The organism is uncultured Tenacibaculum sp., assembly GCF_947498805.1.
In the GTDB taxonomy this organism is placed as follows: Bacteria; Bacteroidota; Bacteroidia; order Flavobacteriales; family Flavobacteriaceae; genus Polaribacter.
The window spans coordinates 125,155-151,510 of record NZ_CANMLT010000009.1; the positions used below are offsets into that span (position 1 = coordinate 125,155).

Annotated in this window: 25 protein-coding genes; 13 read left to right on the forward strand and 12 right to left on the reverse strand. The window is 31.3% G+C overall.

Annotation, left to right across the window (positions count from 1 at the left end):
• Window position 1: 1 nt before the first annotated feature.
• Window positions 2–592 (reverse strand): helix-turn-helix domain-containing protein, encoded by a 591-nt coding sequence (locus tag Q0873_RS16505; RefSeq protein WP_299109403.1) that lies wholly within the window; start codon window positions 590–592, stop codon window positions 2–4.
• A 93-nt stretch (window positions 593–685) separates the two neighbouring features.
• Between Q0873_RS16505 and Q0873_RS16510 the strand changes: the two genes are divergently transcribed.
• The 4 genes from Q0873_RS16510 (at window position 686) to Q0873_RS16525 (ending at window position 3,703) form a co-directional block, all read left to right on the forward strand.
• Window positions 686–1,090 carry a hypothetical protein gene (locus Q0873_RS16510; RefSeq protein WP_299109404.1) on the forward strand — a complete coding sequence of 135 codons (405 nt, stop codon included), beginning with the start codon at window positions 686–688 and terminating at the stop codon, window positions 1,088–1,090.
• Between the two features lie 20 nt (window positions 1,091–1,110).
• Complete coding sequence (locus tag Q0873_RS16515) at window positions 1,111–1,590, forward strand: hypothetical protein (RefSeq protein WP_299109406.1); 480 nt, start codon at window positions 1,111–1,113, stop codon at window positions 1,588–1,590.
• A 66-nt stretch (window positions 1,591–1,656) separates the two neighbouring features.
• Window positions 1,657–2,199 carry a hypothetical protein gene (locus tag Q0873_RS16520; protein ID WP_299109408.1) on the forward strand — a complete coding sequence of 181 codons (543 nt, stop codon included), beginning with the start codon at window positions 1,657–1,659 and terminating at the stop codon, window positions 2,197–2,199.
• Window positions 2,200–2,533: 334 nt separating this feature from the next.
• Window positions 2,534–3,703 (forward strand): histidine decarboxylase, encoded by a 1,170-nt coding sequence (locus Q0873_RS16525; RefSeq protein WP_299109409.1) that lies wholly within the window; start codon window positions 2,534–2,536, stop codon window positions 3,701–3,703.
• 45 nt (window positions 3,704–3,748) lie between these two features.
• On the opposite strand, the gene Q0873_RS16530 is transcribed toward Q0873_RS16525, so the two are convergent.
• From Q0873_RS16530 to Q0873_RS16540, 3 genes are all read right to left on the reverse strand, one after another.
• Entirely contained in the window at window positions 3,749–4,846 is a 1,098-nt protein-coding gene (locus Q0873_RS16530; protein ID WP_299109410.1) for a methyltransferase, read from the reverse strand.
• A gap of 37 nt (window positions 4,847–4,883) precedes the next feature.
• Entirely contained in the window at window positions 4,884–6,395 is a 1,512-nt protein-coding gene (locus Q0873_RS16535) for an FMN-binding glutamate synthase family protein (RefSeq protein WP_299109412.1), read from the reverse strand.
• A 94-nt stretch (window positions 6,396–6,489) separates the two neighbouring features.
• A complete protein-coding gene (locus Q0873_RS16540; protein WP_047789607.1) occupies window positions 6,490–6,741 on the reverse strand; it encodes a type B 50S ribosomal protein L31 in 252 nt (83 codons plus the stop codon).
• A gap of 196 nt (window positions 6,742–6,937) precedes the next feature.
• Here Q0873_RS16540 and Q0873_RS16545 point away from each other — a divergent pair, with 196 nt between their 5' ends.
• Window positions 6,938–7,978 (forward strand): glutaminyl-peptide cyclotransferase, encoded by a 1,041-nt coding sequence (locus tag Q0873_RS16545; RefSeq protein WP_299109415.1) that lies wholly within the window; start codon window positions 6,938–6,940, stop codon window positions 7,976–7,978.
• 30 nt (window positions 7,979–8,008) lie between these two features.
• The gene (locus tag Q0873_RS16550) at window positions 8,009–9,517 is read left to right on the forward strand and encodes a hypothetical protein (RefSeq protein WP_299109417.1); all 1,509 of its coding nucleotides are present in this window, start codon (window positions 8,009–8,011) and stop codon (window positions 9,515–9,517) included.
• 654 nt (window positions 9,518–10,171) lie between these two features.
• On the opposite strand, the gene Q0873_RS16555 is transcribed toward Q0873_RS16550, so the two are convergent.
• Together Q0873_RS16555 and Q0873_RS16560 are read right to left on the reverse strand one after the other, a co-directional pair.
• On the reverse strand, window positions 10,172–11,191 hold the full coding sequence (locus Q0873_RS16555; protein WP_299109420.1) for a hypothetical protein: 1,020 nt from the start codon (window positions 11,189–11,191) through the stop codon (window positions 10,172–10,174).
• 71 nt (window positions 11,192–11,262) lie between these two features.
• Window positions 11,263–12,546 (reverse strand): amidohydrolase family protein, encoded by a 1,284-nt coding sequence (locus tag Q0873_RS16560; RefSeq protein WP_299109422.1) that lies wholly within the window; start codon window positions 12,544–12,546, stop codon window positions 11,263–11,265.
• A 213-nt stretch (window positions 12,547–12,759) separates the two neighbouring features.
• On the opposite strand from Q0873_RS16560, the gene Q0873_RS16565 reads away from it, so the two are divergent.
• From Q0873_RS16565 to Q0873_RS16580, 4 genes are read left to right on the forward strand one after another with little or no spacing between them, the layout of a single operon-like run.
• On the forward strand, window positions 12,760–13,440 hold the full coding sequence (locus Q0873_RS16565) for an SDR family oxidoreductase (protein WP_299109424.1): 681 nt from the start codon (window positions 12,760–12,762) through the stop codon (window positions 13,438–13,440).
• Between the two features lie 3 nt (window positions 13,441–13,443).
• On the forward strand, window positions 13,444–14,043 hold the full coding sequence (locus tag Q0873_RS16570) for a SprT-like domain-containing protein (protein ID WP_299109427.1): 600 nt from the start codon (window positions 13,444–13,446) through the stop codon (window positions 14,041–14,043).
• Window positions 14,044–14,081: 38 nt separating this feature from the next.
• Window positions 14,082–15,143 (forward strand): mannose-1-phosphate guanylyltransferase, encoded by a 1,062-nt coding sequence (locus Q0873_RS16575; protein WP_299109430.1) that lies wholly within the window; start codon window positions 14,082–14,084, stop codon window positions 15,141–15,143.
• 27 nt (window positions 15,144–15,170) lie between these two features.
• A complete protein-coding gene (locus Q0873_RS16580; RefSeq protein WP_299109433.1) occupies window positions 15,171–17,156 on the forward strand; it encodes a TetM/TetW/TetO/TetS family tetracycline resistance ribosomal protection protein in 1,986 nt (661 codons plus the stop codon).
• A 17-nt stretch (window positions 17,157–17,173) separates the two neighbouring features.
• Here the strand turns inward: Q0873_RS16580 and Q0873_RS16585 are convergent, their stop codons facing one another.
• Both Q0873_RS16585 and lpxK read right to left on the reverse strand, forming a co-directional pair.
• The gene (locus Q0873_RS16585) at window positions 17,174–17,635 is read right to left on the reverse strand and encodes a GNAT family N-acetyltransferase (protein ID WP_299109436.1); all 462 of its coding nucleotides are present in this window, start codon (window positions 17,633–17,635) and stop codon (window positions 17,174–17,176) included.
• Entirely contained in the window at window positions 17,635–18,669 is a 1,035-nt protein-coding gene (gene lpxK / locus Q0873_RS16590) for a tetraacyldisaccharide 4'-kinase (RefSeq protein ID WP_299109439.1), read from the reverse strand. Before lpxK ends, Q0873_RS16585 begins: the two co-directional genes overlap by 1 nt.
• Window positions 18,670–18,796: 127 nt before the next feature.
• Between lpxK and Q0873_RS16595 the strand changes: the two genes are divergently transcribed.
• The 3 genes from Q0873_RS16595 (at window position 18,797) to Q0873_RS16605 (ending at window position 21,641) form a co-directional block, all read left to right on the forward strand.
• Window positions 18,797–19,891 carry a Nif3-like dinuclear metal center hexameric protein gene (locus Q0873_RS16595; protein ID WP_299109442.1) on the forward strand — a complete coding sequence of 365 codons (1,095 nt, stop codon included), beginning with the start codon at window positions 18,797–18,799 and terminating at the stop codon, window positions 19,889–19,891.
• A 3-nt stretch (window positions 19,892–19,894) separates the two neighbouring features.
• Window positions 19,895–20,665 carry a hypothetical protein gene (locus Q0873_RS16600; protein ID WP_299109446.1) on the forward strand — a complete coding sequence of 257 codons (771 nt, stop codon included), beginning with the start codon at window positions 19,895–19,897 and terminating at the stop codon, window positions 20,663–20,665.
• A gap of 112 nt (window positions 20,666–20,777) precedes the next feature.
• Window positions 20,778–21,641 carry a DUF2911 domain-containing protein gene (locus tag Q0873_RS16605; protein WP_299109449.1) on the forward strand — a complete coding sequence of 288 codons (864 nt, stop codon included), beginning with the start codon at window positions 20,778–20,780 and terminating at the stop codon, window positions 21,639–21,641.
• Window positions 21,642–21,699: 58 nt separating this feature from the next.
• Here the strand turns inward: Q0873_RS16605 and Q0873_RS16610 are convergent, their stop codons facing one another.
• The 4 genes from Q0873_RS16610 to Q0873_RS16625 form a co-directional block, all read right to left on the reverse strand.
• Window positions 21,700–23,538 (reverse strand): DUF349 domain-containing protein, encoded by a 1,839-nt coding sequence (locus Q0873_RS16610; RefSeq protein ID WP_299109452.1) that lies wholly within the window; start codon window positions 23,536–23,538, stop codon window positions 21,700–21,702.
• A 110-nt stretch (window positions 23,539–23,648) separates the two neighbouring features.
• Window positions 23,649–24,407: a shikimate dehydrogenase gene (aroE, locus tag Q0873_RS16615; protein WP_299109455.1), complete on the reverse strand. Its 759-nt coding sequence runs from the start codon at window positions 24,405–24,407 to the stop codon at window positions 23,649–23,651.
• On the reverse strand, window positions 24,388–25,395 hold the full coding sequence (locus tag Q0873_RS16620; RefSeq protein ID WP_299109458.1) for a DUF368 domain-containing protein: 1,008 nt from the start codon (window positions 25,393–25,395) through the stop codon (window positions 24,388–24,390). Before Q0873_RS16620 ends, aroE begins: the two co-directional genes overlap by 20 nt.
• Window positions 25,396–25,429: 34 nt before the next feature.
• Window positions 25,430–26,353, reverse strand: a complete 924-nt coding sequence (locus tag Q0873_RS16625; protein ID WP_299109463.1) for a DUF368 domain-containing protein — start codon at window positions 26,351–26,353, stop codon at window positions 25,430–25,432.
• Between the last annotated feature and the right edge of the window lie 3 nt (window positions 26,354–26,356).

Below are 26,356 nucleotides of genomic sequence, written 5' to 3' on the forward strand. Positions count from 1 at the left end.
CTTAAAAGAAGTTTGGCACAGATGACAACACGTTATCATCTTCCTTTGTTAAAAACAAAGAAGTTCTAACAATTTGATACACATTGAAAAGTACCGCAAGAAGAAAAAACAGCAAACAAATAAAAAGTCCATCTCCGGCATTACCCTGAATAAGGTTGGATAAAAAAAGTGTCATTATTACCCCAATAATTGTTAAGATTCCCCAAAGCAACTGAAGACTAATAATTTTACCTGCAATCAAATTACCTTTAGCCTTATTAGTTGTCTTCCATAATATTAATGGAATAATAGTATTTATAAATGGTAAAAAGGATAAAAGTAAAATTGATAAGTTCATTTTTTTTAGCAAAGAAAAGTTTGGTAAAAACTCTTCTTTTTCGTCAGGTTTAGAAATTAAATCAGCTACTTCTAAATTCAAAGTTTTCGCCAAAATCTTTATGGTATGTGCACGTGGACTTACAGTTCCTTTTTCTATTCGCTGAATAGTACTTAAAGAAATATTTGCTTCTTCCGCCAAGGCTTCCTGTGATAAACCAAGTCTTTTGCGTGAATCAACAACAACTTTCGCTAAATTTAAATTTACATCCTGCATACATACTATAATTACCTAGACTACGAATGTACCAAAAAGATTATATCTTGAAGGGAAGTGGATTTAGTATCTTTGAAAAAAACAAATTGATCTATGAAATTGTTTAAAACAATATTTCTTACTCTAGTTACTTGTTTTGCATGCCTTATATTATTCTTTTTTATTTCAAACTCATATGTTCTTCCTTGGGAAAAGGAAGAAGCTATAGAAACTACTATAAAATGGGGAGGGCTGAACGAATTACCTAAAGACATTAAAAATTTAAAAATTGATAAAAGAGGGAGTATTTTTACTAGACAGTTTATTATTGAATTTGAAGTTAATCACCTTGAACAAATTAATTATTGGATCCATAAAAGCAAAAGGCTCAAAGACAATACTCCAACAATAGACAAAGGCAAGAAGATATTTCTAATTTACCCTGGTGAACAAGGAGCTAATGGTGGAAAAGTTGAAATACATGACAAAGAAGTAAAAATTAACATGAGCTGGAGTTAATCAAATACAATTCTAGATTAATGAATTCAAACAGAAAAACTTATTATTATAAAAAACAGTTAAAAGGTAAAGGAAGATTCGGCGGAACTGAATTAGAACTAGTTAAGATTAAGGAGAATTCAGAAATAATTGATAAATGCCAATGGAGCGACTTCAAAAACCCAAACAGTTCTTTTAAACCAACACCTCTGCTTAAGTCTTATAAAATTTACATTTTAAAATTACTCGATTTTATAATCTTAAATCATAATTCACTACAATCTGTTAAGCTAATTCTTCATGATATTAAAATTCTAATTGTTGATACTACTCCCTCCCACTTAATGGCTGCTGCTATTATAGGTTCCTTTGATCTTTTAGGAAAACCACTAAATAATGATGAAATCAAGATAATTGATACTTTTATAATCAACAACGAAAATGTCGATTACCCTAATTTTGAAATTTTGGTCATCAAGCTTTTCAACAACAATACTTTACCTCAACATCATCAACTCTAAACCCCTTTCTAAAAAATTACCACGCAACCAATTTGTAAAAACCACATCTTAGAAAAAAAGAATATCATGAGAAAAATTATTTTATTATTTACAATGGTTGGGGTTTTATCATCTTGTATGGATAACACCCAAATAGTCCAAACAGACTATACTCCAGGAGATGTTTTAGTTGGCATTAAAAACGGAACAGATATGGACGCCATATTTGATTTAATTAACACCCATAACCATGAAGTTGTATGGATGCTTTGGTTAGATTTCAAATCAAATTTACCTATTGACAAATTATTTGAGGTAAAAAGCAAACTTCAAGAAAAATCCTATTTAACTAATAACGGATTGCGTCCTAACGTTTTTGTAGATCAGCTAACAAATCAAATAACTGCTAGTGTAAGCTTTTACAAAATGCACAACGAAACTTATCAAAACGACTGGTTGAGTACAATGACCGAATTCGAATTAAGCATTAAGCAAAAACAAGAAGGAGCCATTGCCTTAATTTATTTCAAAGTTCCTGTTGGATCTGAAATTGAATGGATAGAACGATTTAGAAATGAAAACGTTGTTGAATATGCTGGACTAAATCAAATTGTTAGAAGCGCGGATTAATACTAAAGGAAATTATGAATATCTATTTCACTATTTATAATTATTGGAATACTAACTTCATGCATAAATAACTCCTTAGCCAGTCAAAAGAATTTGTTCTAGAAACACTTTTAATCAGGACAACATAAGAAACAACTACAAATTACTCTTCAAACAAAAAATACAAGACACTCTATAGGGTGTCTTTTTTCTGTTTGATACTCAAAAAAACAGCCTACATTAAATAATTTTTCTACAAATAATATTAAAACCGAAAAATAATCTAATTTTTAGCAAAAATACTGACTCATATTATCGTTTCAATTACTTTTGCCCGCTAAATTATAAAAAAGGCATGGCAACCAATTTGAGATTACCATTAGAAAGTCAAGAAAAACTAGCTAGTTTAAAAGAGCAATTAACTTCAGCTAGAGATACATTTTTAGGGTATCCAGTATCGAAAGATTTTGATTATTCGGCATTGAGTGAATTCTTTCAATTTCCAATTAACAATTTAGGGGATCCATTTGAGCATGGTACATATCGTGTTCAAACACATGAAATGGAACGTGAGGTTATTGCTTTTTTTGCCAAACTATTTAGAGCAAACCCTAAAGATTTCTGGGGATATGTTACCAACGGGGGTTCTGAAAGTAATTTATATGGATTATATCTTGCACGAGAGTTATTTCCAAAAGCTATAGTATACTATTCAGAATCGACGCATTATAGTGTTCGTAAAAACATCCATTTACTAAATATTCCTAGTATTGTTATTAAATCACAGCCTAATGGTGAAATGGATTATGAAGATTTTGAAAATACGGTACGTATGAATCGTCATAAACCTGTAATTGTATTGACCACCTTTGGTACCACCATGAAAGAAGCTAAAGATGATGTTGCTAAAGTAAAGAGTATATTAAGTAACCTAGCCATTCAAGATCATTATATACATTGTGATGCGGCTTTAGCTGGTTCTTTCGGACCATTTATGCAACCTCGTTTACCTTTTGATTTTATGGACGGAGCCGATAGCATTTCTATTAGTGGGCATAAGTTTATTGGTTCTCCAATTCCAACTGGAGTATTGATAGCCAAACGATCGAACCGAGATCGTATCGCCAAAGGTATTTCATATATTGGTTCTTTAGATACTACGATTACAGGCTCAAGAAACGGACATTCTCCTTTATTCTTATGGTATGCTTTAAAACAATTAGGGGTACAAGGATTACGAGACCGATACTTACATAGTTTAGAAGTTGCTGAATACTGCGAAGCTCAATTAAAAGCTATCGGTGTAGATGCATGGAGAAATCCAAATGCTATTACCGTTGTATTACCTAAAACACCTAAAAGCATCAAAGACAAATGGCAATTGGCTACAGAAGGAGATGTAGCCCATGTAATATGCATGCCTAATGTTACTAAAACTCAAATTGATGAGTTTATCAACGATATGAAAAATTGTAGCGAACCAATTATTGAAGATGAATTTTCTTATGATTTTTCACTAAGCTAAAAGATCTTCTCATCTGATTAAAATAGCGAAAGCCTAAGAAAACTCTTAGGCTTTTTTAATGCATGCTACTATTTGAAATTTTTTATTTTGTTTTATGATAGCGACCTCTTTAAACAATCTGCTTAAATGGGTGCTATAATTTAAATGTGTATTAGCTACCAAAACTAATCTTCCATTGGGTTTTAAAATCCGGAAAACATCCTTAAAAAGTGATAAGGTTACTTCAATATTATTTTCATGTTCAAAATGGAATGGTGGATTAGAAAGTACTACATCGAATGAACTACTTTCAAAATCTACTAAGTTATCACTGCAAACAAAATGTGCTTTTTTACTTTTTAAATTTATTTCTGAAGATGCTACTGCTAAATTAAAGTCATCTACCAGAGTAACTTCTGTTTTAGAATTTTGTTCGGTAACCCAACGAGCAATTACACCATTTCCAGAAGCTAAATCCAACACTTTTGTTTCGTTTGGATGAATTTGTAAATGCTCCAGAAAAAACTGGGTTCCAATATCAATATTACCCGATGAAAACACACCATAGTATTGTTTGTACTCATTATCTCTCCACTGAAAAGTATTAATTAACTCTTCATCTATAGAAATAGTTTTTGGTTGTTTTAAAATTAACAAACGTGCCTTTTTCCAAGCTTTTGATTGTTCTACAATTTCAAAATATTTTGCTGCTACTTTTAAATACGAAGCAGAAAAATACTTAGTCATAAACCCAGCTACCACCTCTGTTTTTGCTATTGAAGATTTATGAATTTGTTGTAAAAACAACTCAAACAACTCTAAAGACTTCGGAACTTTTATCAAAGCTAGTTCAACCTCATCTAATACATCTAGTGACGTTTTATAAACAACATTCTCAGATAAATTATTCAATTTTAAATTTTGTTGAATTGCTTTTTGCTGACTCGCATAATTCCAAATTGTAGTTACTGGTTGGTTCTGCAAAGTACAATTCCATATACCGAATCGGTCATTAAAAGTATGAATCTTACCTACCTTCTTATCTTCAATATAATCTAACACCAACAATTCAGCGTTACTCCATGCTCGTAACGATTTATCCGCTGTTATAGGATAACGTTTTAACTGAATTTCTTTTCCTTGATAAATTAACTTTGTTTCCAATAATCTTAAAAAGACTGTCGCTATACTTATAAACGACTTAGTTTAAATTGTAAATTTTATCTAATGAGATAATATCTCCTGCTTTATTTCTTCTAAAGAAATGTTTTGCTTCTACTTCTTGAATTGATGATTTCCCCATAGCCGCAACTACTTCCTTCACTGCATCAATGGTTTTTACATGATAATTTTTTACACGTACATTTTTATCTTCAACAACCAACGCTTTTACCAAATCATCATCTTGTGTAGCAACTCCTACAGGACAACTATCTAAATTACACTCACGTGCTTGAATACATCCTAAACTCAGCATAAAACTACGTGCCATACCTATAACGTCTGCTCCTAAAGCCAAGTACTTCACCACATCAAAAGCATCTATGGCCTTACCACTAGCAATAATTTTTATTTGATCTCTTAACCCATGCTTCTTTAAGGTTTTATCCACAAAAGTTAATCCTTCTAATAGTGGAGTTCCTATATAGTTTGAAAACTCCAAAGGTGCAGACCCCGTTCCTCCTTCTCCTCCATCTACCGCAATAAAATCAGGATAATTATTTGCCTTTGCAAACGACTGTATCATTTCTTCTATTTCATCATGATCTCCAACACAAAATTTCACTCCTACAGGTTTTCCATCGGCCAATTCACGAACTTTTTGAATAAAAGCAATCATTTCATCAAAATTCGAAAAAGCATCATGATTAGGTGGTGAATCTACTCTTGTAAAAGGTTCTACCGAACGAATTTGAGCGATTTCTTCTGTATTCTTTTTTGCCGGTAAGATTCCTCCATGACCAGGTTTTGCTCCTTGAGAAAATTTAATTTCAATCATTTTCACTTCTGGTCTAACAGCATTTTTTCTGAAAATTTCATCATCAAAAACTCGTTTTCCATTGTCTGTTCTACCTGCTCCAAAATACCCAGTTCCAACTTGAAATATTAAATCCCCCCCTTGTAAGTGATAAGGAGAGATTCCACCTTCACCTGTATTATGCGCAAAGCCCCCCATTTTGGTTCCTTGATTCAATGCCATAATTGCATTTTTGCTTAAAGATCCAAAAGACATTGCTGAAATATTGATAATCGAAGCATTATACTTTTGTGAGCATTTATCTGAACCTATCAAAACGCGTTCTCCTGAGATGTGATGATGATCTTTTGGAAATAAAGAATGTTTTACAAATTCATACCCTTTCTCATAAACATCATGTCGTGTACCGAACGGAACTGTTTCTATTTCTTTTTTAGCTCTTTGATATACAATACTTCTTTTTTCTCTATTAATAGGAGTACCATTTAAATCATCTTCAATAAAGTATTGCTGTATCTTTTCGCGTTCCTCTTCAAAAATCCAACGCAAACGTGCTACAATTGGAAAAGACCTCCATAAGGAATGCTTGTCTTGAAACGCATCGTATAATCCCCAAAGCAATAGAATAATACTGGTTGACAACATGATTACAGTTCCTACATCTGGAGTAAAGTACACTAATACGCCACATGTTACCACTGCAATTATTAATACAGTTAATATGGTATTTCTCATTTTTGTTAGTTTTGTCGCCTAAAAATACAGTTTTTTGAACATAAAAAAAGCTCTAACAGTTGTTAGAGCTTTTTTATATTTTGATACTACAAAATTACTTCTTGAATTTCGCGTATTTGTTTTTGAACTTATCGATACGTCCAGCAGTATCAACTAACTTAGACTTACCAGTATAGAAAGGGTGAGAAGTTCTTGAAATTTCCAATTTGATTAATGGATACTCAACTCCTTCAACCTCTAAAGTTTCTTTTGTATTTGCAGTAGAACGAGTTAAAAACACATCTCCGTTAGACATATCTTTAAATGCAACCATTCTATAATTTTCTGGATGTATACCTTTTTTCATCTCTGTATAATTTAAATCTTTTATTTTTGGTTGAAATAATATATAATTGGTAAAGTTATATAGCACTTCAAAAAATCAAAAACCTGCAATGGCTATTTGAGGGTGCAAATTTAACCCTTTTTTTTAATTTACAAACAAATAATTTGCTTTAATTTGTAGGACTGGAAAACTAAAACACGAAAATAACATTTCATCTATGCGTATTTATAAATATTTAGCTTTAGGAATTGCTTCATTCATCATAACTTCTTGCAGCGAAACGAATTACAAATTTAAACTAAACACAACAAAAAAAACATCGTTAGGTAAAAAAGCCGCTATAAAGTTTGAGCAATTAGATGGTAATACCATCGATTCCTTGCATCTATATGTAGACGGAAAACGAGTAAATAAAAACGAAACTAGTCTAACTATAAATACTAGTGATTTTGGAGTAGGAAAGCACCTTGTTACTGCATTGGCTTTTTATCCAGGAAAATCTAAAAAAGTAAATAATACTATTGAGGTTTTAGCAACCAATCCTCCAAAAGTATATTCTTATAAAATTATAAACACCTATCCGCACGATAAAAAAGCATATACGCAAGGTTTAGAATATAAAGATGGTGTTTTATATGAAACTACAGGTAAGAGAGGGAGATCAACCCTTAGAAAAGTAGATATAAAAACAGGAGAAGTTCTTCAAAAAATTGATTTAAATAAAAAGTATTTTGGAGAGGGAATGACTATTTTTAACAACAAAATCTTCTGGTTAACATGGCAAGCTCGAAAAGGTTTTATTTATGACCTTGAGTCTTTTAAAGAATTAGGATCTTTCGATTACAACAATAGTAATGAAGGTTGGGGACTAACTCATAACAATACCGAACTTATTAAATCTGATGGAACAAATAAAATTTGGTTCCTTAATCCAAAGAATCAAACAGAAAAAAGAAGCATACAAGTATATACCAATAAATACCCTATTGATAATTTAAACGAAATTGAACTTATTGATGGAAAAATTTATGCAAATAAATGGCAACAAAACTCAATTGTTATCATCAATCCTAATACTGGCGAGGTAGATGGTGTAGCTGACTTAAATGGTTTAAGAGACATTGTTAGCAAAGACCAAACTTTAGAGCCTCAGGACGATGTTTTAAATGGTATTGCATATGATGCTGAAAACAAACGTTTATTTGTTACAGGGAAACACTGGGGAAAACTTTTTGAAATTGAATTAATTGAAAAATAATATATTCGTTACAAATTAGTTATAAACTCTATGAGATTTTTGTATTCCCTTCTAGCTATTACTATTATCATTATTATAAGCTCTTTAAGCTCTTGTAGAAAAGATTTTTCTACAGTTCCTAGTTTTGGTAAACTTCAATTTTCTAAAGACACTGTTTTCTTAGATACAATTTTTACAAATATTGGGTCCGCTACCTATAACTTAAAAGTATATAATAGAAGTAGTAAAGCTATTACAATACCAGAAATCAAACTTAAAAATGGAGTTAGTTCAAACTACCGATTAAATGTTGATGGAGTTCCTGGTAAAGAATTTCAAAATGTTGATATTTTAGCTAAAGACAGTATTTTTATTTTTGTTGAGACTACGATCGATTTTAATAATGTACCCGATCCTTTGTATACCGATCAAATATTGTTTGACAACGGGGAAAATGAACAAGATGTAGATTTAGTAACTCTTGTACAGGATGCTAATTTTATTTTTCCTTCTAAAAATAGTATGGGAATTGAAACCCTAGTTATTGATGGAAAACAAACCGAAATTCAAGGACGATTTTTAACGGATAGTGAATTAACTTTTACAGATGAAAAACCTTATGTGATTTATGGTTATGTTGCTGTTCCTTCCGATAAAACCTTAACGATAGAGGCTGGTGCAAAAATTCATTTCCATAGAAACTCAGGATTAATCATAGATAAAAAAGCAACTTTAAAAGCAAACGGAACTTTAGATAATAAAATTACTTTTGAGGGAGATCGATTGGAGCATAGCTTTAGCAATATTCCAGGACAATGGGGTACTATTTGGATGCGCGCTGGAAGTGATAATTCTGAATTGAATCATGCCATTATTAAAAATGGAATTATTGGAGTTCTTGTTGATAGTATTGGTTCAAACACCAATCCTACGTTAAGTATCAAAAATACAGAAATCTACAACAATTCCTCTTATGGTATCTTAGGTCGTCAGGCGAATATTTTAGGCGAAAACTTAGTTATTGGAAATACAGGTCAAGCTTCTCTTGCAGCAACTATTGGAGGTACATATAATTTTACACATTGTACTTTTGCTAACTACTGGGTAAATAGTTTTAGAGATCTACCTGCTGTTGTTGTGAACAATCATTTCACCTATACCAATTCTGCTAACCAAGAGATCACTGAAACTAGAGATTTACATGCCGCTAATTTTATCAACTGTATTATAGAAGGTAATAACAATGTTGAGTTTGTTCTTGATAAAGTTGATGGAAGTAGTTTTAATTATATGATTGAAAATTCCATGATTCAATTTGAAGATCCGAACAATACTTTTGCCAATAATAACGAGTTAGATTTTAACGATGCTTCTCATTACCAAAATATAATTTTAAACGGAACTCCTAATTTTAGGGATGTTAACAAAAACGATTTTATTATTGGAACTGAAAGTGACGCTATTAACAAAGCAAAAGCCACATCAATTTCTTTAGATATTCTAGGAACAAATAGAAGCATCAACCCAGATCTTGGTGCATATCAACACATTACGTTTTAATCACTCATTTGTTTTTTGTAACCATTCATCTAAAGAACTAAACCATTTACCGAATAATAACCTTAACCAACGTACTTAAATTATACTTTTATAATAAATAAATTTCATTGTTATAATTTATAAGTTTGGTTAGTTTTTTAAAAGAGTTATTTATGTGTGAGAATGTAAATAACTCTTTTCTATTTCTATCAACTCTTCTTCTATCAAATGCCATTCATCGATTGAAACATATCAATCATCTAAACTTCAAATATTAGACACCACACCTTGTATATCTTTACTATATAATTGAGTAATTCATGATTATTATATAGGGTAGAAAGAGCTATTCATTGTTTTTAAAATCAATGTATAGCTCTTTTATTTTATCTAACTCAATAACAAACCTTTACTACACTTACTTTTCTTTAATGCACCACGTAATTAAATTATAAAACAGTTTGTCATTATTATCATGCTATTCATCAAAGCAAAACAACCAATAATCGAATTCAAACATCATTTACAACCAATAAACTATACTTTTAAAGTAAATAAGTTTTTCATTGATATAATAAGTTATAAGTTTGGTTAGTTTGAAAAGGGTTGTTTATTGATCATTATAAGATCTTAACAGCTCTTTTCTTTTGTTTTACTAATATTGTAAGTACCTTTTTATATACTCTCTCCTATCACTTCCCTAATTCTTGAAACAAAAAGCTCTTTCTTATCTATTTGTAATGCTAAAATCTGCGCCTTTTTTGTAAAACCGTAAAAACTATTGAACCTAATTTCTTCTTTAAAATGAATAAGTATATTGTGACCTCCTGCTCTTCCTATAGGAGAAAAAAACTTAATTGGAGAATTCTCTGGAATTTCTTTTGTACTCATTTCAATAGCATCAATTTTAGCAAATGGAATAACTCCATTTGCAAGAATACCAAATTTTAAATGCAATTCTTCTTTTTCTTTATCAATTACAATTGGTCTTTTTGCAAGAGAACGTAATGTAGCTATAATTTGCAACGCCGTATATCCACTTAAAATTGCCAGAACAAAAGACCCTCCTACATTTCCTTGTTTCATCATAGAATGGGTCACAAACATCTCTATAACAACAACTAATAAAAAGCCTAATATAACACTAGTAGCCATACCATCTTTATGGTAACTAAATTGATTTCCTTGTAACTCTTTCTTTTTCCAATTAAAAAGCCCATAATAAACCATAGCTATCTCAGAGGCAAAAATGCCAGCAATTTTTGATGGCAATATTTCACGACATGCATCATTAATTACGTCAAAAAAATCTAATGATTGATTTCTTGTTGCTTTTATCCTTTTAAGCACTACTCTAGCCTTTATAGCTACAAAGACTATTAAACCAATTTCTACTATTGGTATTAAAAATACTTTTATTGTACTTAAAAGTTGTTGATTATCTTTTGGAAGCACCAAACTAGCAACTACAACCCCAATCATAATAGCCGAAAAAACGGTCTTATTGGAAATTGCTTTTTTTCTAATCAATAAAAAATATACTAAGGGTATGGTAATTAAAAAGTCAATTACTACAAATGAAGAAATCTCAGGTATAAAAAAAGATGATTTTATCAGCATAACAAGAGATAAAATCATCAATATTGGAATTCCAAAAACTACTAAATTACTTCTTAAATTAATTGTATTCTGCATCACAATTAGGTTTTTAATTAGTTCTAATTATTAGTAGCTTGAAAGTATGTTTTGTTACATATTAATTCTTATTATTTTTCTTTGTAAACCACACCATTTTTCATCACAAAAACAATGTTTTCCATTGTATTTATTTTCTGTGTAGGATCCTCATTTACTGCAATAATATCCGCAAAAAAACCTTTATCCACTTGCCCAATTTCATTTTCCATTTCTAAAATTTTTGCATTAGTAATTGTTGCAGATTGAATTGCTTCAATTGCTGGCATACCTGCTTCTACCATATAGGCAAATTCCTTTCCATTTATCCCATGTTCAAATACTCCTGCATCGGTACCAAAAGCAATACCAACTCCTTTTTTATAGGCTCTTGCAAATGTTCCTTGAATTTGCGGTCCAACAGCCAATGCCTTTGGAACTACTATTTCTGGATAAAACCCTTTTACTTTTGCTTTTTCTGCAACCTCTTTTCCTGCGGTAATTGTTGGAACAAGATAGGCATCATGCTTTTTCATTAATTCTATCGTCTTATCGCTCATGTAAGTTCCATGTTCAATTGTTTTCACACCTCCTAAGATGGCACGTTGCATTCCTTCATCTCCATGCGCATGTGCTGCTACATGCATTCCATAATCTTTTGCGGTTTCACAAATCGCCTTAATTTCTTCTAACGTAAACTGAGGATTATCTCCACTTTTGGCAACACTTAACACTCCTCCAGTAGCAGTAATTTTAATACAATCTGCTCCGTTTTTATATCGTTGACGTACCGCTTTTTTTGCTTCCTCTACACTATTCACAACTCCTTCTTTAGGTCCTGGATTACCTACTAATCTTCTACTACTTCCATTCGTTGGATCAGCATGCCCTCCAGTAGTTGCCAGAGATTTCCCTGCTGTAAATACACGAGGTCCAGGTATTTTTCCAGCATTAATGGCTTTTCTAATAGAAATATTTACACCCGTTCCTCCTAAATCTCTCACTGTTGTAAATCCATTCAATAAGGTTATTTTAGCAAATCCTACAGCGTTAAAGGCTCTATCTGCCTCATTTAAAATATATTTCTCTAATCTTGTTTTTGGACTATGTTCACTCTCAATATGTACGTGCATATCAATCAATCCTGGCATAACAACCTTATCTTTTAAATCAATAACCGTTATTCCTTTTGCCCTTGGTGTAATATATCCACTAAGTACATTCATTATTTTATTTCCTTTGACAGCAATGGTTTGCTTTTCTTTAACTATTCCCTTTTTGGTATCAACTAGTTTTCCGCAGTGAATATATGTTGTTTGTGAAAAGCCAGAGAATGTAATACATGTTATGACTAATAATAGAAGGAGTTTTTTCATGAGTTTTGTTTCTTTAGTGTTAGTTTTTATAAAAACCTGCGTGTTTATATAATATTTAGGGGAATATTCTTGATAAATGTAAGAATTTTTAAGTAGTTTGTCTTTTTAATTTCTTATTGCTTACAGGAAATTTCTGCAAGAAATTTGATATAGAAACCTTGGTCTATACAACTACTATAAGGAATTAAAATTCAACCTATTAAATTTATTCATTTGAAACATATAGTAATTACAGGAACAAGCAGAGGTATTGGTTTTGAGTTAGCACAGCAATACGCCAATGAAGGTCATAAAGTATTAGCTTTATCTAGAAACACCAAACCATTAGATACAGTAAATCATAAAAACATCACTACAATTTCTGTAGACTTATCTTCAGAAGTAGATATTAATAAAGCAGTTGTCTTTGTAAAAAAGGAATGGAGTAAAGTTGATATCCTAATTAACAATGCTGGAAAATTGGTAAACAAACCTTTCGAACAATTAACTACTCAGGATTTTGAAGAGGTGTATAAAGTAAATGTTTTTGCAGTTGCTGCATTAACTAGAAGCTTACTTCCTTTTATGGATAAAGGCAGTCATGTTGTTACCGTAAGTAGTATGGGAGGAATTCAAGGAAGCATGAAATTTCCTGGTTTAGCTGCCTACAGTTCTGCTAAAGGTGCTGTAATTACCTTATCTGAACTTTTGGCTGAAGAATATAAAGAACAACAAATCGCTTTTAATGTACTAGCCTTAGGGGCTGTTCAAACGGAAATGTTAGAAGAAGCTTTCCCTGGATATGTCGCTCCATTATCTGCTAAAGAAATGGCTAGTTATATTTTTGATTTTGCTCTAAATGGCAACAAATATTATAACGGAAAAGTATTACAAGTATCTAGTTCAACTCCTTAAATCTTGAAAGAAACACTTCTAAAATACATTCCTGCGAATGCAATCCCATTGGTTGAATATTTAATCAACAAGCATAAGGTACATTTAAAGATTGTAAATCAACGACAAACTAAACATGGTGATTTTCGTCGTTTACCAAATGGAAAAATGCAAATAACGGTAAACAACAATTTAAATCCGTATCAGTTTTTATTAACCTTAATTCATGAGATTGCACATCATGTAACTTATCAAAAATTTGGTAGGGTTCAACCACATGGCGTCGAATGGAAAACTATTTTTAAACATTTAATGTTACCCTTTCTTCGCCCTGAAATTTACCCTAAAGAAATGTTACCCTATTTGGCAAATCATTTCAAAAATCCAAAAGCAAGTACTGATGCCGATCCTAAATTATCATTAGTATTACGTGGAGGAATCGCAGAAAACGGAAAGAGTTTTATCTTTGAGATTCCTAATGGAAGTATTTTTGAGTTTAAAAATACATTATATAAAAAAGGAAGTATTAGAAGAACACGTTATGAATGTTTAAATTTAGACAATAAACGTGTGTATCTTTTTAATCAAAATGCAGAAGTGGTATTAATCCCTTCAAACAAATAATAAGATTCCTATTCAATTAGGTTTTACAATATAGTTTTATGAATAACAACTATTACGCAGTAATAATGGCAGGTGGTGTTGGTTCACGATTTTGGCCTGTAAGTACCGAAGAATTCCCAAAGCAGTTTCATGATATGTTAGGTACGGGAGAATCTTTAATACAAGGTACTTTTAATAGAATAACAGAATTAATTCCTTCTGAAAACATTCTAATTGCAACGAATAAGCGTTATGAAGATTTGGTTTTAAAACAACTTCCAAAAACTTCACAGCAACAACTATTGTTAGAGCCTGCAATGCGTAATACTGCACCTTGTATTTTATATGCTACTCTAAAGATATATCAGCAAAATCCAGAAGCAGTTATGTTAGTAGCCCCTTCTGATCATTGGATTGAAAATGAAACTGAATTTATTGAGAATATAAAAACATCATTTGATGCTTGTGGGCAACAAGATATTTTAATGACTTTAGGAATCCAACCGAATTCTCCAAATACTGGATATGGTTATATTCAATTTGAAAATAATTCTTCAGAAATTAAAAAAGTAAAAAACTTTACAGAAAAACCAGATTTAGCAACAGCTAAACAGTTTATTGAAAGTGGTGATTATTTGTGGAATGCAGGAATTTTTGTTTGGTCAGTTAAGAGTATTCTAAACGCTTTTAAAGTCTATTTACCTGAAATGGTTGATATTTTAGATGATGGAACAAATGTATATAATACTGATTTCGAAGATGATTTTATACGCAGTAATTATGAAAAATGTGAAAATATTTCTATTGATTATGGAATCATGGAACGATCGAATAACGTGCATGTATTACCTGTAAATTTTGGTTGGAATGATCTAGGAACTTGGGGTTCTTTGTACAATAAGCTCGAAAAAGATAATCAACAAAATGCTACTGTGGGCGCAAATACTTTATTTAGAGATGCCCAAGGAAACATGGTAAGTACTTTAAATGGAAAAAAAGTTATTGTTCAAGGACTTAATGATTTTATCATTGTTGAAAAGGATGATGTTATTCTTATTTGTCCACGTAAAGATGAACAAGATATCAAGCAGATTAGCGCTGCCGCTAAAGAGCAACTTTAGTTTTTCTTTTATTTAGTAGGAATATTTATGGAATACAATCAAATTCTAAATATTGGAGTCCTTGCCCATGTTGACGCAGGAAAAACTACCCTTACAGAACATTTACTATATCACACTGGTGCTATCCGAAATATTGGTAGTGTAGATAAAGGCTCTACAGTTACAGATAATATGGCATTAGAAAAGGAACGTGGTATTTCTATTAAGGCCGCCACTACTTCTTTTATTTGGAATAATACCAAAGTGAATTTAATAGACACTCCTGGCCACGTCGATTTTTCAAGTGAAGTAGCTAGAACTTTATGTGTTGTTGATGCGGTTGTATTGGTTGTTTCTGCTGTTGAAGGAGTACAAGCACATACTTTAACAATTACAGATGCTCTTCAAAAGCTAAAAATTCCGACTATAATTTTCATAAATAAAATTGATCGTCAAGGTGCCGATACTGAACATGTGCTAGAACAAATAAAAAATGAACTTCAATTTAAGACTGTTCCTATTTACACAAGTCATAATGAAGGTTTAGATACAGCTCACATTCTACCAATTTTTCAAAATGATAATTTAAATAAGGAAGAAAAAGAGACTTTATTAGAAGAGTTAGTAACAACCGATGAAACTTTACTAGAATTATATTTTAATGGAGATACTATTACCGATGAGGTCTATTTAGATACCATAACTAAAAACACTTCAAAAGCAATTATTACTCCAGTATACACTGGAATTGCTAAAAACAACATTGGTGTAGAAGAACTTTTAAACGGATTAACCAGTTTTATTAAAACTGAAAAAAACACCTCTACAGAAGCAACCTCAGCTTATGTTTATAAACTTGAACACCATAAAACACATGGTGCTATGGCCCATGTAAAAGTATTTTCAGGTGAACTATCTTCTAAATCGGTAATTTTTAACCATACCCAATCTTTAGAAACAAAAATTAATCAATCTAAAATTTTTCATCATACAAAACATATAGATACTATCATTAAAACTGGTGATATTGGTATTATTACTGGAGTTATAGATACAAAGGCTGGTGATATTTTGGGAAGTCCAGAGAGTATTCCTAAACTCCCAGATTTAAACACACCGGTATTAAGTGTACAAGTATTGCCTGAAAATGACAAAGATTATAATACACTTGCTCAAGCTTTACAAGTGATAGATAGAGAAGATCCTTCCTTGCAATTCAAATGGCACAAGCCAGAGAAAGAACTCATGCTATTACTGATGGGAGATATGCAAATAGAAGTGCTTACCCATGTATTACTAGAACGCTTTTCTATACCTGTACGCTTTACGGAACCTCAAATTGTTTATAAGGAAACTATTAGCAAAGCCGCGGAAGGCTACATACGATATTGGATGCCAAAACCTTGCTGGGCTATTATGACATTTTTAATCGAACCTGCTCCTCTTAATTCTGGAGTTACCTATCAATCAATTGTTTCTAAAAACGATGTTCATAATAAATATCAAAATGAAATAGCTAGAACTATTCCTAAGGCCCTTGAACAAGGATTGCTTGGCTGGGAAGTTACTGATGTGAAAATTACTTTAATCAAAGGAGAAGATCATAATGTACACTCAAGACCTGGTGACTTTAATTTAGCAACTCCAATGGGAATTATGAAAGGACTCGAAGCGGGTGGGACACATTTACTAGAGCCTTTAATGCGTTTTGAGATTAAAACAAATGAAGCCTTTCTAGGTAAAATTATTTCAGAACTTACTACGAGAAGAGCAACTATTGATTCTCCGAGTTTTCAAAATGAAATAGTACATCTTATAGGAACAATTCCTGTTGCTACTTCTTTAGACATTAGTATAAAGTTAAATGCTATTTGTAGTGGTCGCTTACGCTTACGAATGATATTTCATGGTTATGATGTTTGCCCAGAAGGCGAAGGTACTTCTCGACCTTATAAAGGTGTCAATCCTTTAGATGAAGCACAATGGATTTTACATCGCCGAGGAGCTTACAAGGCAGACGAACGTGTCATTTAAAAACAACGACAACTGCTTTATATATCCATTTCCATAATTGCTAAAAATCTATCTTTAATAGACGTCTCTAGCTTTCCTATTGTTTTAAAACCAAAATATTGATAAAACTTTTCAGCATTTGGATCAGAATCAAGAACAACCTTTTCATATTTTTCCTTTTTAAGGCGATTCAAGAAATCATTCATTAATATTTTTCCGTAACCACTACCAATACATTTAGGTTCCACAAATAAATAATTTAACTTAGCTACGTTATTTTTTTCTTCTTTGTAGGAATAAAACCCAACTAAATCTTCAGCTACAAGTAGTTTATAAATTTGATTTTCATTAATATATTTCGAAGAAATGGTTAATTTATCTCTCCATTTTTCAATTTGTTCTGCACCGTAATTCCAATAATTCATTGAACGAAGTGTCAACTCTGTGAGTGCTTCCGCATCTTTTTTTTGCGCTTCTTCTATTTTCAATACTTCATTCATTAAAAAATTTCCTTTCTTATTTCGTCCAACACCAAACTATCAAACCCTTTTTCATCTCCTAAAAATGTATTCTTAATTCCGATATAAGCCAAACTATTCAACTTTCCTTCTAATCGCACAAAATCCTTCTCTGTGGTTACAATATACTTTTGAGGATGTTGAATATTATTAAACTGTTGCTGAATTCTTTTTAAATCTGCTTCTGAAAAATGATGATGATCGGGAAATTTTATATGGTGAAACTTTACTTCTCTTTCGTTCAAATAGTTTAATAAGGAGCTAGGATTGGCAATCCCTGTAACCAACACTATTTCAGCTTCTGTTAAGTCTTCCAACTTTAGCTGGTCAATCCCTCCTAGTTGTTCGTCATAAACAATCGTACTAAAAAATACTTCTTGGTTTGGGCTTGGATTAATTCTTCTCACCAATTCATCTTGCTCTAAAACTGATAATTTCTCTGGACATTTCGTTACCACAATTGCTCGAGCTCTATTAACCCCTCTCCTGCTTTCTCTTAAAGTTCCAGTGGGCAGTATAAAATCATTGATAAATAAATCGTCAAACTTTGTGAGTAATATGTACGTACTAGCGGTTACTTTTCTGTGCTGATAAGCATCGTCTAAGAGGATTAATTCTGGAGGGCTATCTAACTGTAATAATTGTTGTATTCCATTTGTTCTATCGGAATCAACTGCTATATATACTTCTTCTTTAAATTTCCTATAAAATTGCATAGGCTCATCCCCTACATCTTCTGTTGCATGGTTTTCATTAATTAACTGAAAGCCTTTTGTTTTTCGTTTATAACCTCTGCTTAAAACGGCTATTTTATAATCGTTCTTTAACAATCGAATTAAATATTCTATCTGAGGAGATTTACCGGTTCCGCCTACACTCAGATTTCCAACTGCTAAAACAGGTATCTTGAATTTGGTAGATTTCAATACTCCAGTATCAAAAAAGTAATTACGAATACTCGTAATAATATCATATAATACAGCAAACGGAAATAGTAAAATTCGAAGTAATTTCATTGTATCAAAAGTAAAAATTATTTTCTCATAAATTGAGTTTCTATATTCTCAATTAAAATATATTCAACCTCTATAATATTCAGAATAGCAAGTTTTGTTAACTTTGAATTATCTTAAATTCAAAAAAATGCAAATTAAAGATATTACCAATTATATAGAGCAATTAGCTCCATTAGCCTATGCAGAAGATTTCGACAACGTAGGTTTGTTAGTTGGAAATTATAATACCACGGTAACAGGGGTTTTAGTAACCTTAGATACTTTAGAAGCTACAGTTGACGAGGCTATTGCTAAAAACTGTAATCTTATTGTGAGCTTTCACCCTATTATTTTTGGTGGTTTAAAGCGTTTAAATGGTAATAATTATGTTGAACGCGTAGTGTTAAAAGCCATTCAGAACAATATAGCTATATATGCTACTCATACAGCCTTAGATAATGTTAATAATGGTGTGTCGGCTAAAATGTGTGAAGTATTAGGACTTGAAAACTGTAAAACGTTAATTCCTAAGAAAAAAATCATTAAAAAGTTGACTACCTATGTTCCAACAAACGAAGCTAGTTCTTTAAGAACTGCCCTATTCAATGCAGGAGCTGGAAGCATTGGCAATTATGAAAATTGTAGTTTTAATGCAGAGGGAAAGGGAAGTTATCAAGGTAATGAAAGTTCTAATCCAACCGTAGGTAAAAAAGGACAATTAATGTTTGAAGATGAAACTTGTATTTCAGTTACTTTCGAAGGGTATAAAGAACGTCAAATTTTAAATGCTTTATTTAATACGCATTCTTATGAGGAAGTTGCCTACGAAGTAGTAACCTTAGATAATATTCATCAAAACATTGGTATGGGAATGATTGGTGAATTTAGTACCGCAATGAATGAAACTGAATTTTTAAATTTTGTGAAAACAACTTTTAAAACGGGTTGTGTACGCCATTCAGAATTATTAGACAAACCTATTAAAAAGGTTGCTGTTTTAGGTGGTTCGGGTAGTTTTGCTATTAGCAATGCTATGCGTGCTGGAGCAGATGCTTATATAAGTGCTGATTTTAAATACCATGAGTTTTTTAAGGCTGAAAAAAGAATTCTCTTGGCAGATGTTGGACATTATGAAAGTGAGCAGTTTACAAAAAACCTTTTAGTTGATTATCTTAACAAAAAATTTAGTAGTTTTGCAATTATTTTAAGCGAAGAAAGTACAAATCCAATATACTATATTTAACAGATGGCAAAAAAAGAAGTAACGGTAGAAGAAAAATTAAGAGCGTTGTACGATTTACAATTAATCGACTCAAGAATTGATGAAATTAGAAACGTTCGCGGTGAATTACCATTAGAAGTTGAAGATTTAGAAGATGAAGTTGCCGGATTAAACACTAGGTTATCTAACTTAGCTGATGATGTTTCTAACTTAGAAACTGATATCACTAATAAGAAAAATGCTATCGAAGAGTCTAAAGCATTGATTTCTAAGTACGGTGAGCAACAAAAAAATGTTAGAAATAACCGTGAATTTGATTCTTTAACTAAAGAAGTTGAATATCAAGAATTAGAAATTCAATTATCTGAAAAGAGAATTAAAGAATTTAAAGCTAAGATTGCTCAAAAGAACGAAGTAATTACTGGCACTAAAGAGAAATTAGCTAATCAAGAAAAGCATTTAAGCCACAAGAAAAATGAATTAGATGCTATCTTAAAGGAGACTGAGAAAGAAGAAGAGTTATTAAAGACAAAATCAGAAGAGTTTGCTCAATCTATCGATGCTCACTTATTAAACGCTTATAAGAGAATTAGAGCTAAAGTTAAAAATGGTTTAGCTGTAGTTGCTATTGAGCGTGGTGCTGCTGGGGGTTCTTACTTTACAATTCCACCACAAGTACAGTTAGAAATTGCTAACCGTAAAAAAATCACTATCGATGAGCACAGTGGTCGTATTTTAGTTGACCCTGCATTAGCTGCTGAAGAGAAAGAAAAAATCGAAAGTTTATTAGCTTAAGATTTTTCAAAATATATGTTAAAAGCTTCCATAATGATGGAAGCTTTTATTTTTTTATAAAATAGTAAAGAAATGCTTCTTCATACGTCTTAGTTAGCATAACTAATATATTATGAAACTTAAAAATACTTTATTACTATTTCTTTTTTTGATTAGTAGTTTTTGCTACTCCCAAATCACTAAACCTAGCCTAAGTCCAAAAATTAAGACAACACAACAAGTTGGATTAGCCAATTTTACTTTTGAGTACGGACAACCTAGTGCGCAAAATAGAAAAATTTTTGGCTCTCTTATTCCCTATAAAAAGCTTTGGAGAACTGGAGCCAATGCCGCTACTAAGTTTACAGTAGATAGAGATATTAAACTATCTGGAAATCCTATTCCTTCTGGTACCTATGGTTTATATACGATTCCTGGTAAAAAAGAATGGACCATTATCATTCATAAAAATAGTAAGCTATGGGGAGCAGGTGGATACAACAAAGAAAATGATCTACTTCGTTTTAAAGTTCCTTCTATTCCATTAAAAGATACTTTAGAAACCTTAACTATTCATTTTGAAAACTTTAATACTAATGGAGCCGACTTAGTTATTGCTTGGGAAAATACGAAAGTTAAAATTCCTGTATTTGTAGACTCAGACAAAGCAATTTTTGAAGAAATTGAAACCAAAATAATTAAAAACACTACTGGTAAAATACATCCTCAAACCTATTTTGATGCTGCACAATTTTACTATCACAAAAATGTAAAACTTGACCAAGCATTATCTTGGTTTAGTAAAGCCGCCGAATTAAGGCCAAATGCTTATTGGTATGAGTATTATAAAGGCGAATTAGCCTTATATATGAAGAAATATGATATTGCTAAAGAAAGCGGCACAAAGTGTTTAAACGCGTCTAAAAACAGTAAATCTTCTGATTATGGTTATATAGCTAAATGCAGTTTATTACTTCAAGCAATAGAAGATAAATAACAATAAAAAAGCCGTTAACTTAAAGTTAGCGGCTTTTCATTTATATGATGAAAATATATTAATAATTTAGTCCTCTTAAGTAATTTAATTTTGCTTGCCATATATCCAATTCATCTTTAAATTCTTGAATGCCTGCACGCACATTTTTAACTAACGGATTATCTTCAGTAGCATTTGAAATAAAACTCAAGTTATTTTCTAATTGTTGCATCTCTCTAACAGTTTCGTCTATTTTTCTTCTTATAAACAACTGCTCACTATCTAACTTTCTATAGTCTTCTTGTGCTAAATATGTATCTACAACGTTTCTAAATTTAAGCATTGCTATTTCTTCTCTACTTAAATTTTGCTTTTCTAAATGAGCATCAATTACTTTATTGAATTTACCATCTAAATGACGTGCATTTCTTGGTAAAAATCCTAATTCTTTCCATTTAGTAATTGCTTCTTTCACCTCATCTAAAGTAATTCCTTCTTTCTCTTTTAACTCTTCAATGAATGCTTTTTTAGCATCAACAACTACCTGCTGCTCTTTATTTAACTCATTTTTACGTTCATGAAGTCTATCAAAATAATGATTACAAGCACCTTTGAATCGATTCCAAATATCATCTGAATACTTACGAGGTACGTGTCCTATTTTTTTCCAATCAGATTGAATACGCTTCATGGTATTTGTTGTAGTATCCCAATCGTCATTATCTTTAAGACTTTCAGCTAGCTCTACCAACTCCATTTTCTTCTTTAAGTTGGTACTTTGAGCACTCTTTTCTGATTTATAAAAAGTATTCTTAGCGGCATTAAATTTCTTTGTAGCCTCTTTAAACTGTTGCCAAACTGCCTCACTCTTACTATAAGGAAGTTTTCCTATGTCGAAATATTTTTTGCGTAATGCTTCTATTTCTGTTATACTTCTTTGCCAATCTTTATGGGTTTTATTATTAGAAGTATCATAAGCATTTATCTCACCTACTACTTCCAACTTAGCATCAATCATTTCTTGGTACTTAGACTTTAAATTTCGATAATGATCATGACGCTTATCATGCAACTTTTTAGTGGCCGCACTAAACTTACCCCAAACTTCTTCTCTATATTCTTTACTTACCGGACCTACTTCCTCTTTCCACATTTTATGCAGTAATTGCAATTCCTTAAAAGCAATATTAACATCTTCTATCTCTAAAAGGCCTTCTGCTCTTTCAATCAATTTTAATTTTTCATCAAGATTATGTTTAAAATCCAGTTCTCTTAAATCTTTATTAAGATGTAATAAATCATAAAAACGTTCTACATGATGATGAAATGTTCTCCAGGTATCATTGTATTTAGTTTTAGATACTGGACCAATGGCTTTCCAACGGTTTTGAATTTGTTGAAAATCATTATACATTGTTTTAGAATTAGCGTTTTCGATTAAAGTTTTTAATTCTTCAATTAACAAATTTCGCCTTTCTAAATTCTCCTTTAATTGCTTTTCTAGTTGATTATAATGAGCATCTCTCTTAGCTTTATACTCTCCTAAAAGTTTATTATATGAAGACTTTACAGGACTGGAAAATTGAAAATCTATAGAGTTACCTCCCTCAGCTAAAAAAGCTTCTTTCTTTTCTGCTAATAATTTCCCGAACTTAGAATTAAAGGCAAATTTTAAAGAATCAACATTTACTTTTAACTGTTGCACAGGATATGATTTTAGTAGTTTTTCTAATTCTTCTACTAATTTATCCAATTCCATTGAAGCATAATCAAGCATAGGTATTTGATGCTTTTCATCATCTTTTTCCGCTGCGTTGGCTACTTCATTTTCCACAACATCTACCGCATCTACTGCATCATTAATCTGTTCTTGACTTTCTTGTTGATTGTTTACCTTTTCTTCGTTGTTTTCTAACATATCTACAATGTTTAAGTTCCTTGAGTTAAGATTATAAAGATAAGGATATTTGTAAAATACCAAACTTTATTTTAAGGTAAAACTTTCAGTACTAAACAAGAACACCTTTCTTATGAATTCCAGATTTCCCAAGCCTTTTCTGCTTGTTTCTCTAACATCTCATATCCATTTTTAACAATAGCCCCTTTTTCTGCCCCTTTTTTTAAAAAAGTTGTCTGCTCTGGATTATAAATTAAATCGTACAACAAATGTTCTAAAGTTAAATGTTGATAAGGAATATTCGGACAGTTTTCTACATTTGGATACGTACCTAAAGGTGTACAATTAATAATTACTTTATACGCATCTACGATATCTTTAGAAATATCTTCATAAGCTATTTGCTTTTTTCCTTCTGGTTTCCTAGATACAAACTTGTATTTTATATTCAATTCTTCCAATACATATGCTACTGCTTTAGAAGCTCCTCCTGTACCGAGTATTAGAGCTTTAGAATGCCCTTTTTTCAATAAAGGTTTTAGTGATTTTTTAAATCCGTATATATCTGTATTAAAACCTTTCAGTTTTCCTTTTTTAGTAATTTTAATGGTATTTACAGCTCCTACCTTCAATGCTTTTTTATCAAACTTATCGAGGTAATTAAACACATCTAACTTATAAGGAATTGTTACATTCATTCCTTTAAGTGTTTTTTTATGTTTTTTTATTTTCTTCGGAAGCTCACTAATATCTTGGATGTCAAAATTGACATACTCGTTTGCTTCTAAATTCTCTTTTTCAAATTTAGTATTGAAATATTGTCGTGAAAATGAATAAGAAATATTGCGTCCTACTAAAGCAAAAATGTTTTTACTTTCTTTTTTTTCCATAGTAATCAATAAGTAGTATTAAAAGTATTCCAAATAGAATAAAACCAACAGCAAACCATGTTTCTTTTGAATGTAGTTCAGGTAGAAATCTTTCATAGTTTTCTACAATTTTATTCCCTTTTTTATCTAGTATAAATGTTCCTTCTATAGTTTTAAATATCGTTTTTTTCCAGGGCCATACATTTCCTAAAGATCCTGTTATAAAACCAATGATAAGTGCAGTAACAATCTGATGCCATCTTTTCAATACATATCCCAGCACATGCGAGATAGACACTAACCCAAAAGCAGAACCCAAGGTAAACACACTAATTATTTTAAGATATCTAACTTTAACTGCATCTTTTAAAACTTCTGTGTTTCCAGACAATAATTGTGTGATTACACTACCCAACACATTCACGCTATCTACCAAAAGCAGCACATAGTTTCCTAATAATATGAGTATGAATGATCCTGAAAGCCCGGGTAAAGTCATCCCTGAAACTCCAATAATTCCACATAAAAAAACGAACCATAAGTTATCGTTTTCTTTTGCTGGAGTCATAAAGCTAATGCTTATTCCTATTACAGCTCCTATTAGTAAAAACACCACTGTTTTAGGTCTCCAATCACCAAAGTCTTTTGAAATATAATAAATCGAACCTATAATCATTCCAAAAAACCACGACCACACATAGAGTTCATAATTTTTTAAAAAGTAGTCGAGTATAAGTGAGACACTAAAATAACTGAACATACTACCTACCATAACGTAGGTTAAAAACTCTAAATTGGTATACTGCGAAAAACTCTTAAAACGTCCATTAATAAGCAATTTAAATGCTTTAAGATTGATACGTTGAAAGGTAAAAATAAGCTCTTCATAAAAGCCCATAACAAAAGCCACCATACCCCCAGAGACTCCAGGTACTTTGTTTGCTCCTCCCATGGTTAGCCCTTTTAAAAAAAGATTTACCCTTTGAAGAAATGTACGTTCTTTATACATACGATTTAGTTAGTATGACTAAGGTAGTAATTTATTACTGCTTTTTTACTGCTAATTTTTCTAAAAGTAAAATCACTCCAAAACCTACTAAAGCTAAAAGCGAAGCTTGAAAAATTTGCGGATCTCCATCAAATGAAAGAGGAGAAATTGACAATTCATTAAATGGTACTTTTTCTCCATGTGAATTTGTTCTATAACTCAACACTTCCTTCCATGGCCATATTTTATTCAATGAACCTATTATAAACCCAGTTAATACCGCTAGCGTATAGTTTTTATAATTGCTAAACAACCATTTCAATATTCTTGAAAACAATAACAATCCTAAAATTGCTCCAGCAGCAACCAATGCTATCTTCCCTAAATCTCTATTATTTACCGCATTTAATACTTCTTTATACGCTCCCAATAGCACCAAAATAAATGATCCTGATATACCCGGTAAAATCATTGCACATATAGCTAGTGCTCCAGAGAAAAACAAAAATACAGGTGAAGAGTTTTCTGAAACCATAGGATTTAATGTTGTTATTTTATAAGCAACAAAACTTCCTATTAATAATAAAACAATGGTAATAACATTCCATTTTGTAATTTGTTTAGCAATATAAATTACACTTGCTAAAACCAATCCGAAGAAAAAAGACCAGAGTAAAATTGGTTGATTATCTAGTAACCATGAAATTACTTTGGCTAAAGAAACGATACTAATTGCAATACCTATTAATAAAGATAATAGAAAATTACCATTTAACTTCGTCCAAGCTTCTTTAAAACCTTTTTCCTTTAAAACTTTAAATAATCCTAAATTAATATTACTAATAGAACCTAGTAATTCTTCATAAATTCCAGAGATAAAAGCTATTGTTCCTCCTGATACTCCTGGAACAACATCTGCTGCTCCCATTGCTACTCCTTTTAAGCTAATTAAGAAGTAATCTTTAATTGTTCTTTTCATCTA

Coding starts and splice junctions, on each gene's coding strand:
- Q0873_RS16505 (WP_299109403.1), bottom strand. CDS start 592: ATGCAGGATGTAAATTTAAATTTAGCGAAAGTTGTTGTTGATTCACGC.
- Q0873_RS16510 (WP_299109404.1), top strand. CDS start 686: ATGAAATTGTTTAAAACAATATTTCTTACTCTAGTTACTTGTTTTGCA.
- Q0873_RS16515 (WP_299109406.1), top strand. CDS start 1,111: ATGAATTCAAACAGAAAAACTTATTATTATAAAAAACAGTTAAAAGGT.
- Q0873_RS16520 (WP_299109408.1), top strand. CDS start 1,657: ATGAGAAAAATTATTTTATTATTTACAATGGTTGGGGTTTTATCATCT.
- Q0873_RS16525 (WP_299109409.1), top strand. CDS start 2,534: ATGGCAACCAATTTGAGATTACCATTAGAAAGTCAAGAAAAACTAGCT.
- Q0873_RS16535 (WP_299109412.1), bottom strand. CDS start 6,395: ATGAGAAATACCATATTAACTGTATTAATAATTGCAGTGGTAACATGT.
- Q0873_RS16540 (WP_047789607.1), bottom strand. CDS start 6,741: ATGAAAAAAGGTATACATCCAGAAAATTATAGAATGGTTGCATTTAAA.
- Q0873_RS16545 (WP_299109415.1), top strand. CDS start 6,938: ATGCGTATTTATAAATATTTAGCTTTAGGAATTGCTTCATTCATCATA.
- Q0873_RS16550 (WP_299109417.1), top strand. CDS start 8,009: ATGAGATTTTTGTATTCCCTTCTAGCTATTACTATTATCATTATTATA.
- Q0873_RS16555 (WP_299109420.1), bottom strand. CDS start 11,191: ATGCAGAATACAATTAATTTAAGAAGTAATTTAGTAGTTTTTGGAATT.
- Q0873_RS16560 (WP_299109422.1), bottom strand. CDS start 12,546: ATGAAAAAACTCCTTCTATTATTAGTCATAACATGTATTACATTCTCT.
- Q0873_RS16575 (WP_299109430.1), top strand. CDS start 14,082: ATGAATAACAACTATTACGCAGTAATAATGGCAGGTGGTGTTGGTTCA.
- Q0873_RS16580 (WP_299109433.1), top strand. CDS start 15,171: ATGGAATACAATCAAATTCTAAATATTGGAGTCCTTGCCCATGTTGAC.
- Q0873_RS16585 (WP_299109436.1), bottom strand. CDS start 17,635: ATGAATGAAGTATTGAAAATAGAAGAAGCGCAAAAAAAAGATGCGGAA.
- lpxK (WP_299109439.1), bottom strand. CDS start 18,669: ATGAAATTACTTCGAATTTTACTATTTCCGTTTGCTGTATTATATGAT.
- Q0873_RS16595 (WP_299109442.1), top strand. CDS start 18,797: ATGCAAATTAAAGATATTACCAATTATATAGAGCAATTAGCTCCATTA.
- Q0873_RS16600 (WP_299109446.1), top strand. CDS start 19,895: ATGGCAAAAAAAGAAGTAACGGTAGAAGAAAAATTAAGAGCGTTGTAC.
- Q0873_RS16605 (WP_299109449.1), top strand. CDS start 20,778: ATGAAACTTAAAAATACTTTATTACTATTTCTTTTTTTGATTAGTAGT.
- Q0873_RS16610 (WP_299109452.1), bottom strand. CDS start 23,538: ATGTTAGAAAACAACGAAGAAAAGGTAAACAATCAACAAGAAAGTCAA.
- aroE (WP_299109455.1), bottom strand. CDS start 24,407: ATGGAAAAAAAAGAAAGTAAAAACATTTTTGCTTTAGTAGGACGCAAT.
- Q0873_RS16620 (WP_299109458.1), bottom strand. CDS start 25,395: ATGTATAAAGAACGTACATTTCTTCAAAGGGTAAATCTTTTTTTAAAA.
- Q0873_RS16625 (WP_299109463.1), bottom strand. CDS start 26,353: ATGAAAAGAACAATTAAAGATTACTTCTTAATTAGCTTAAAAGGAGTA.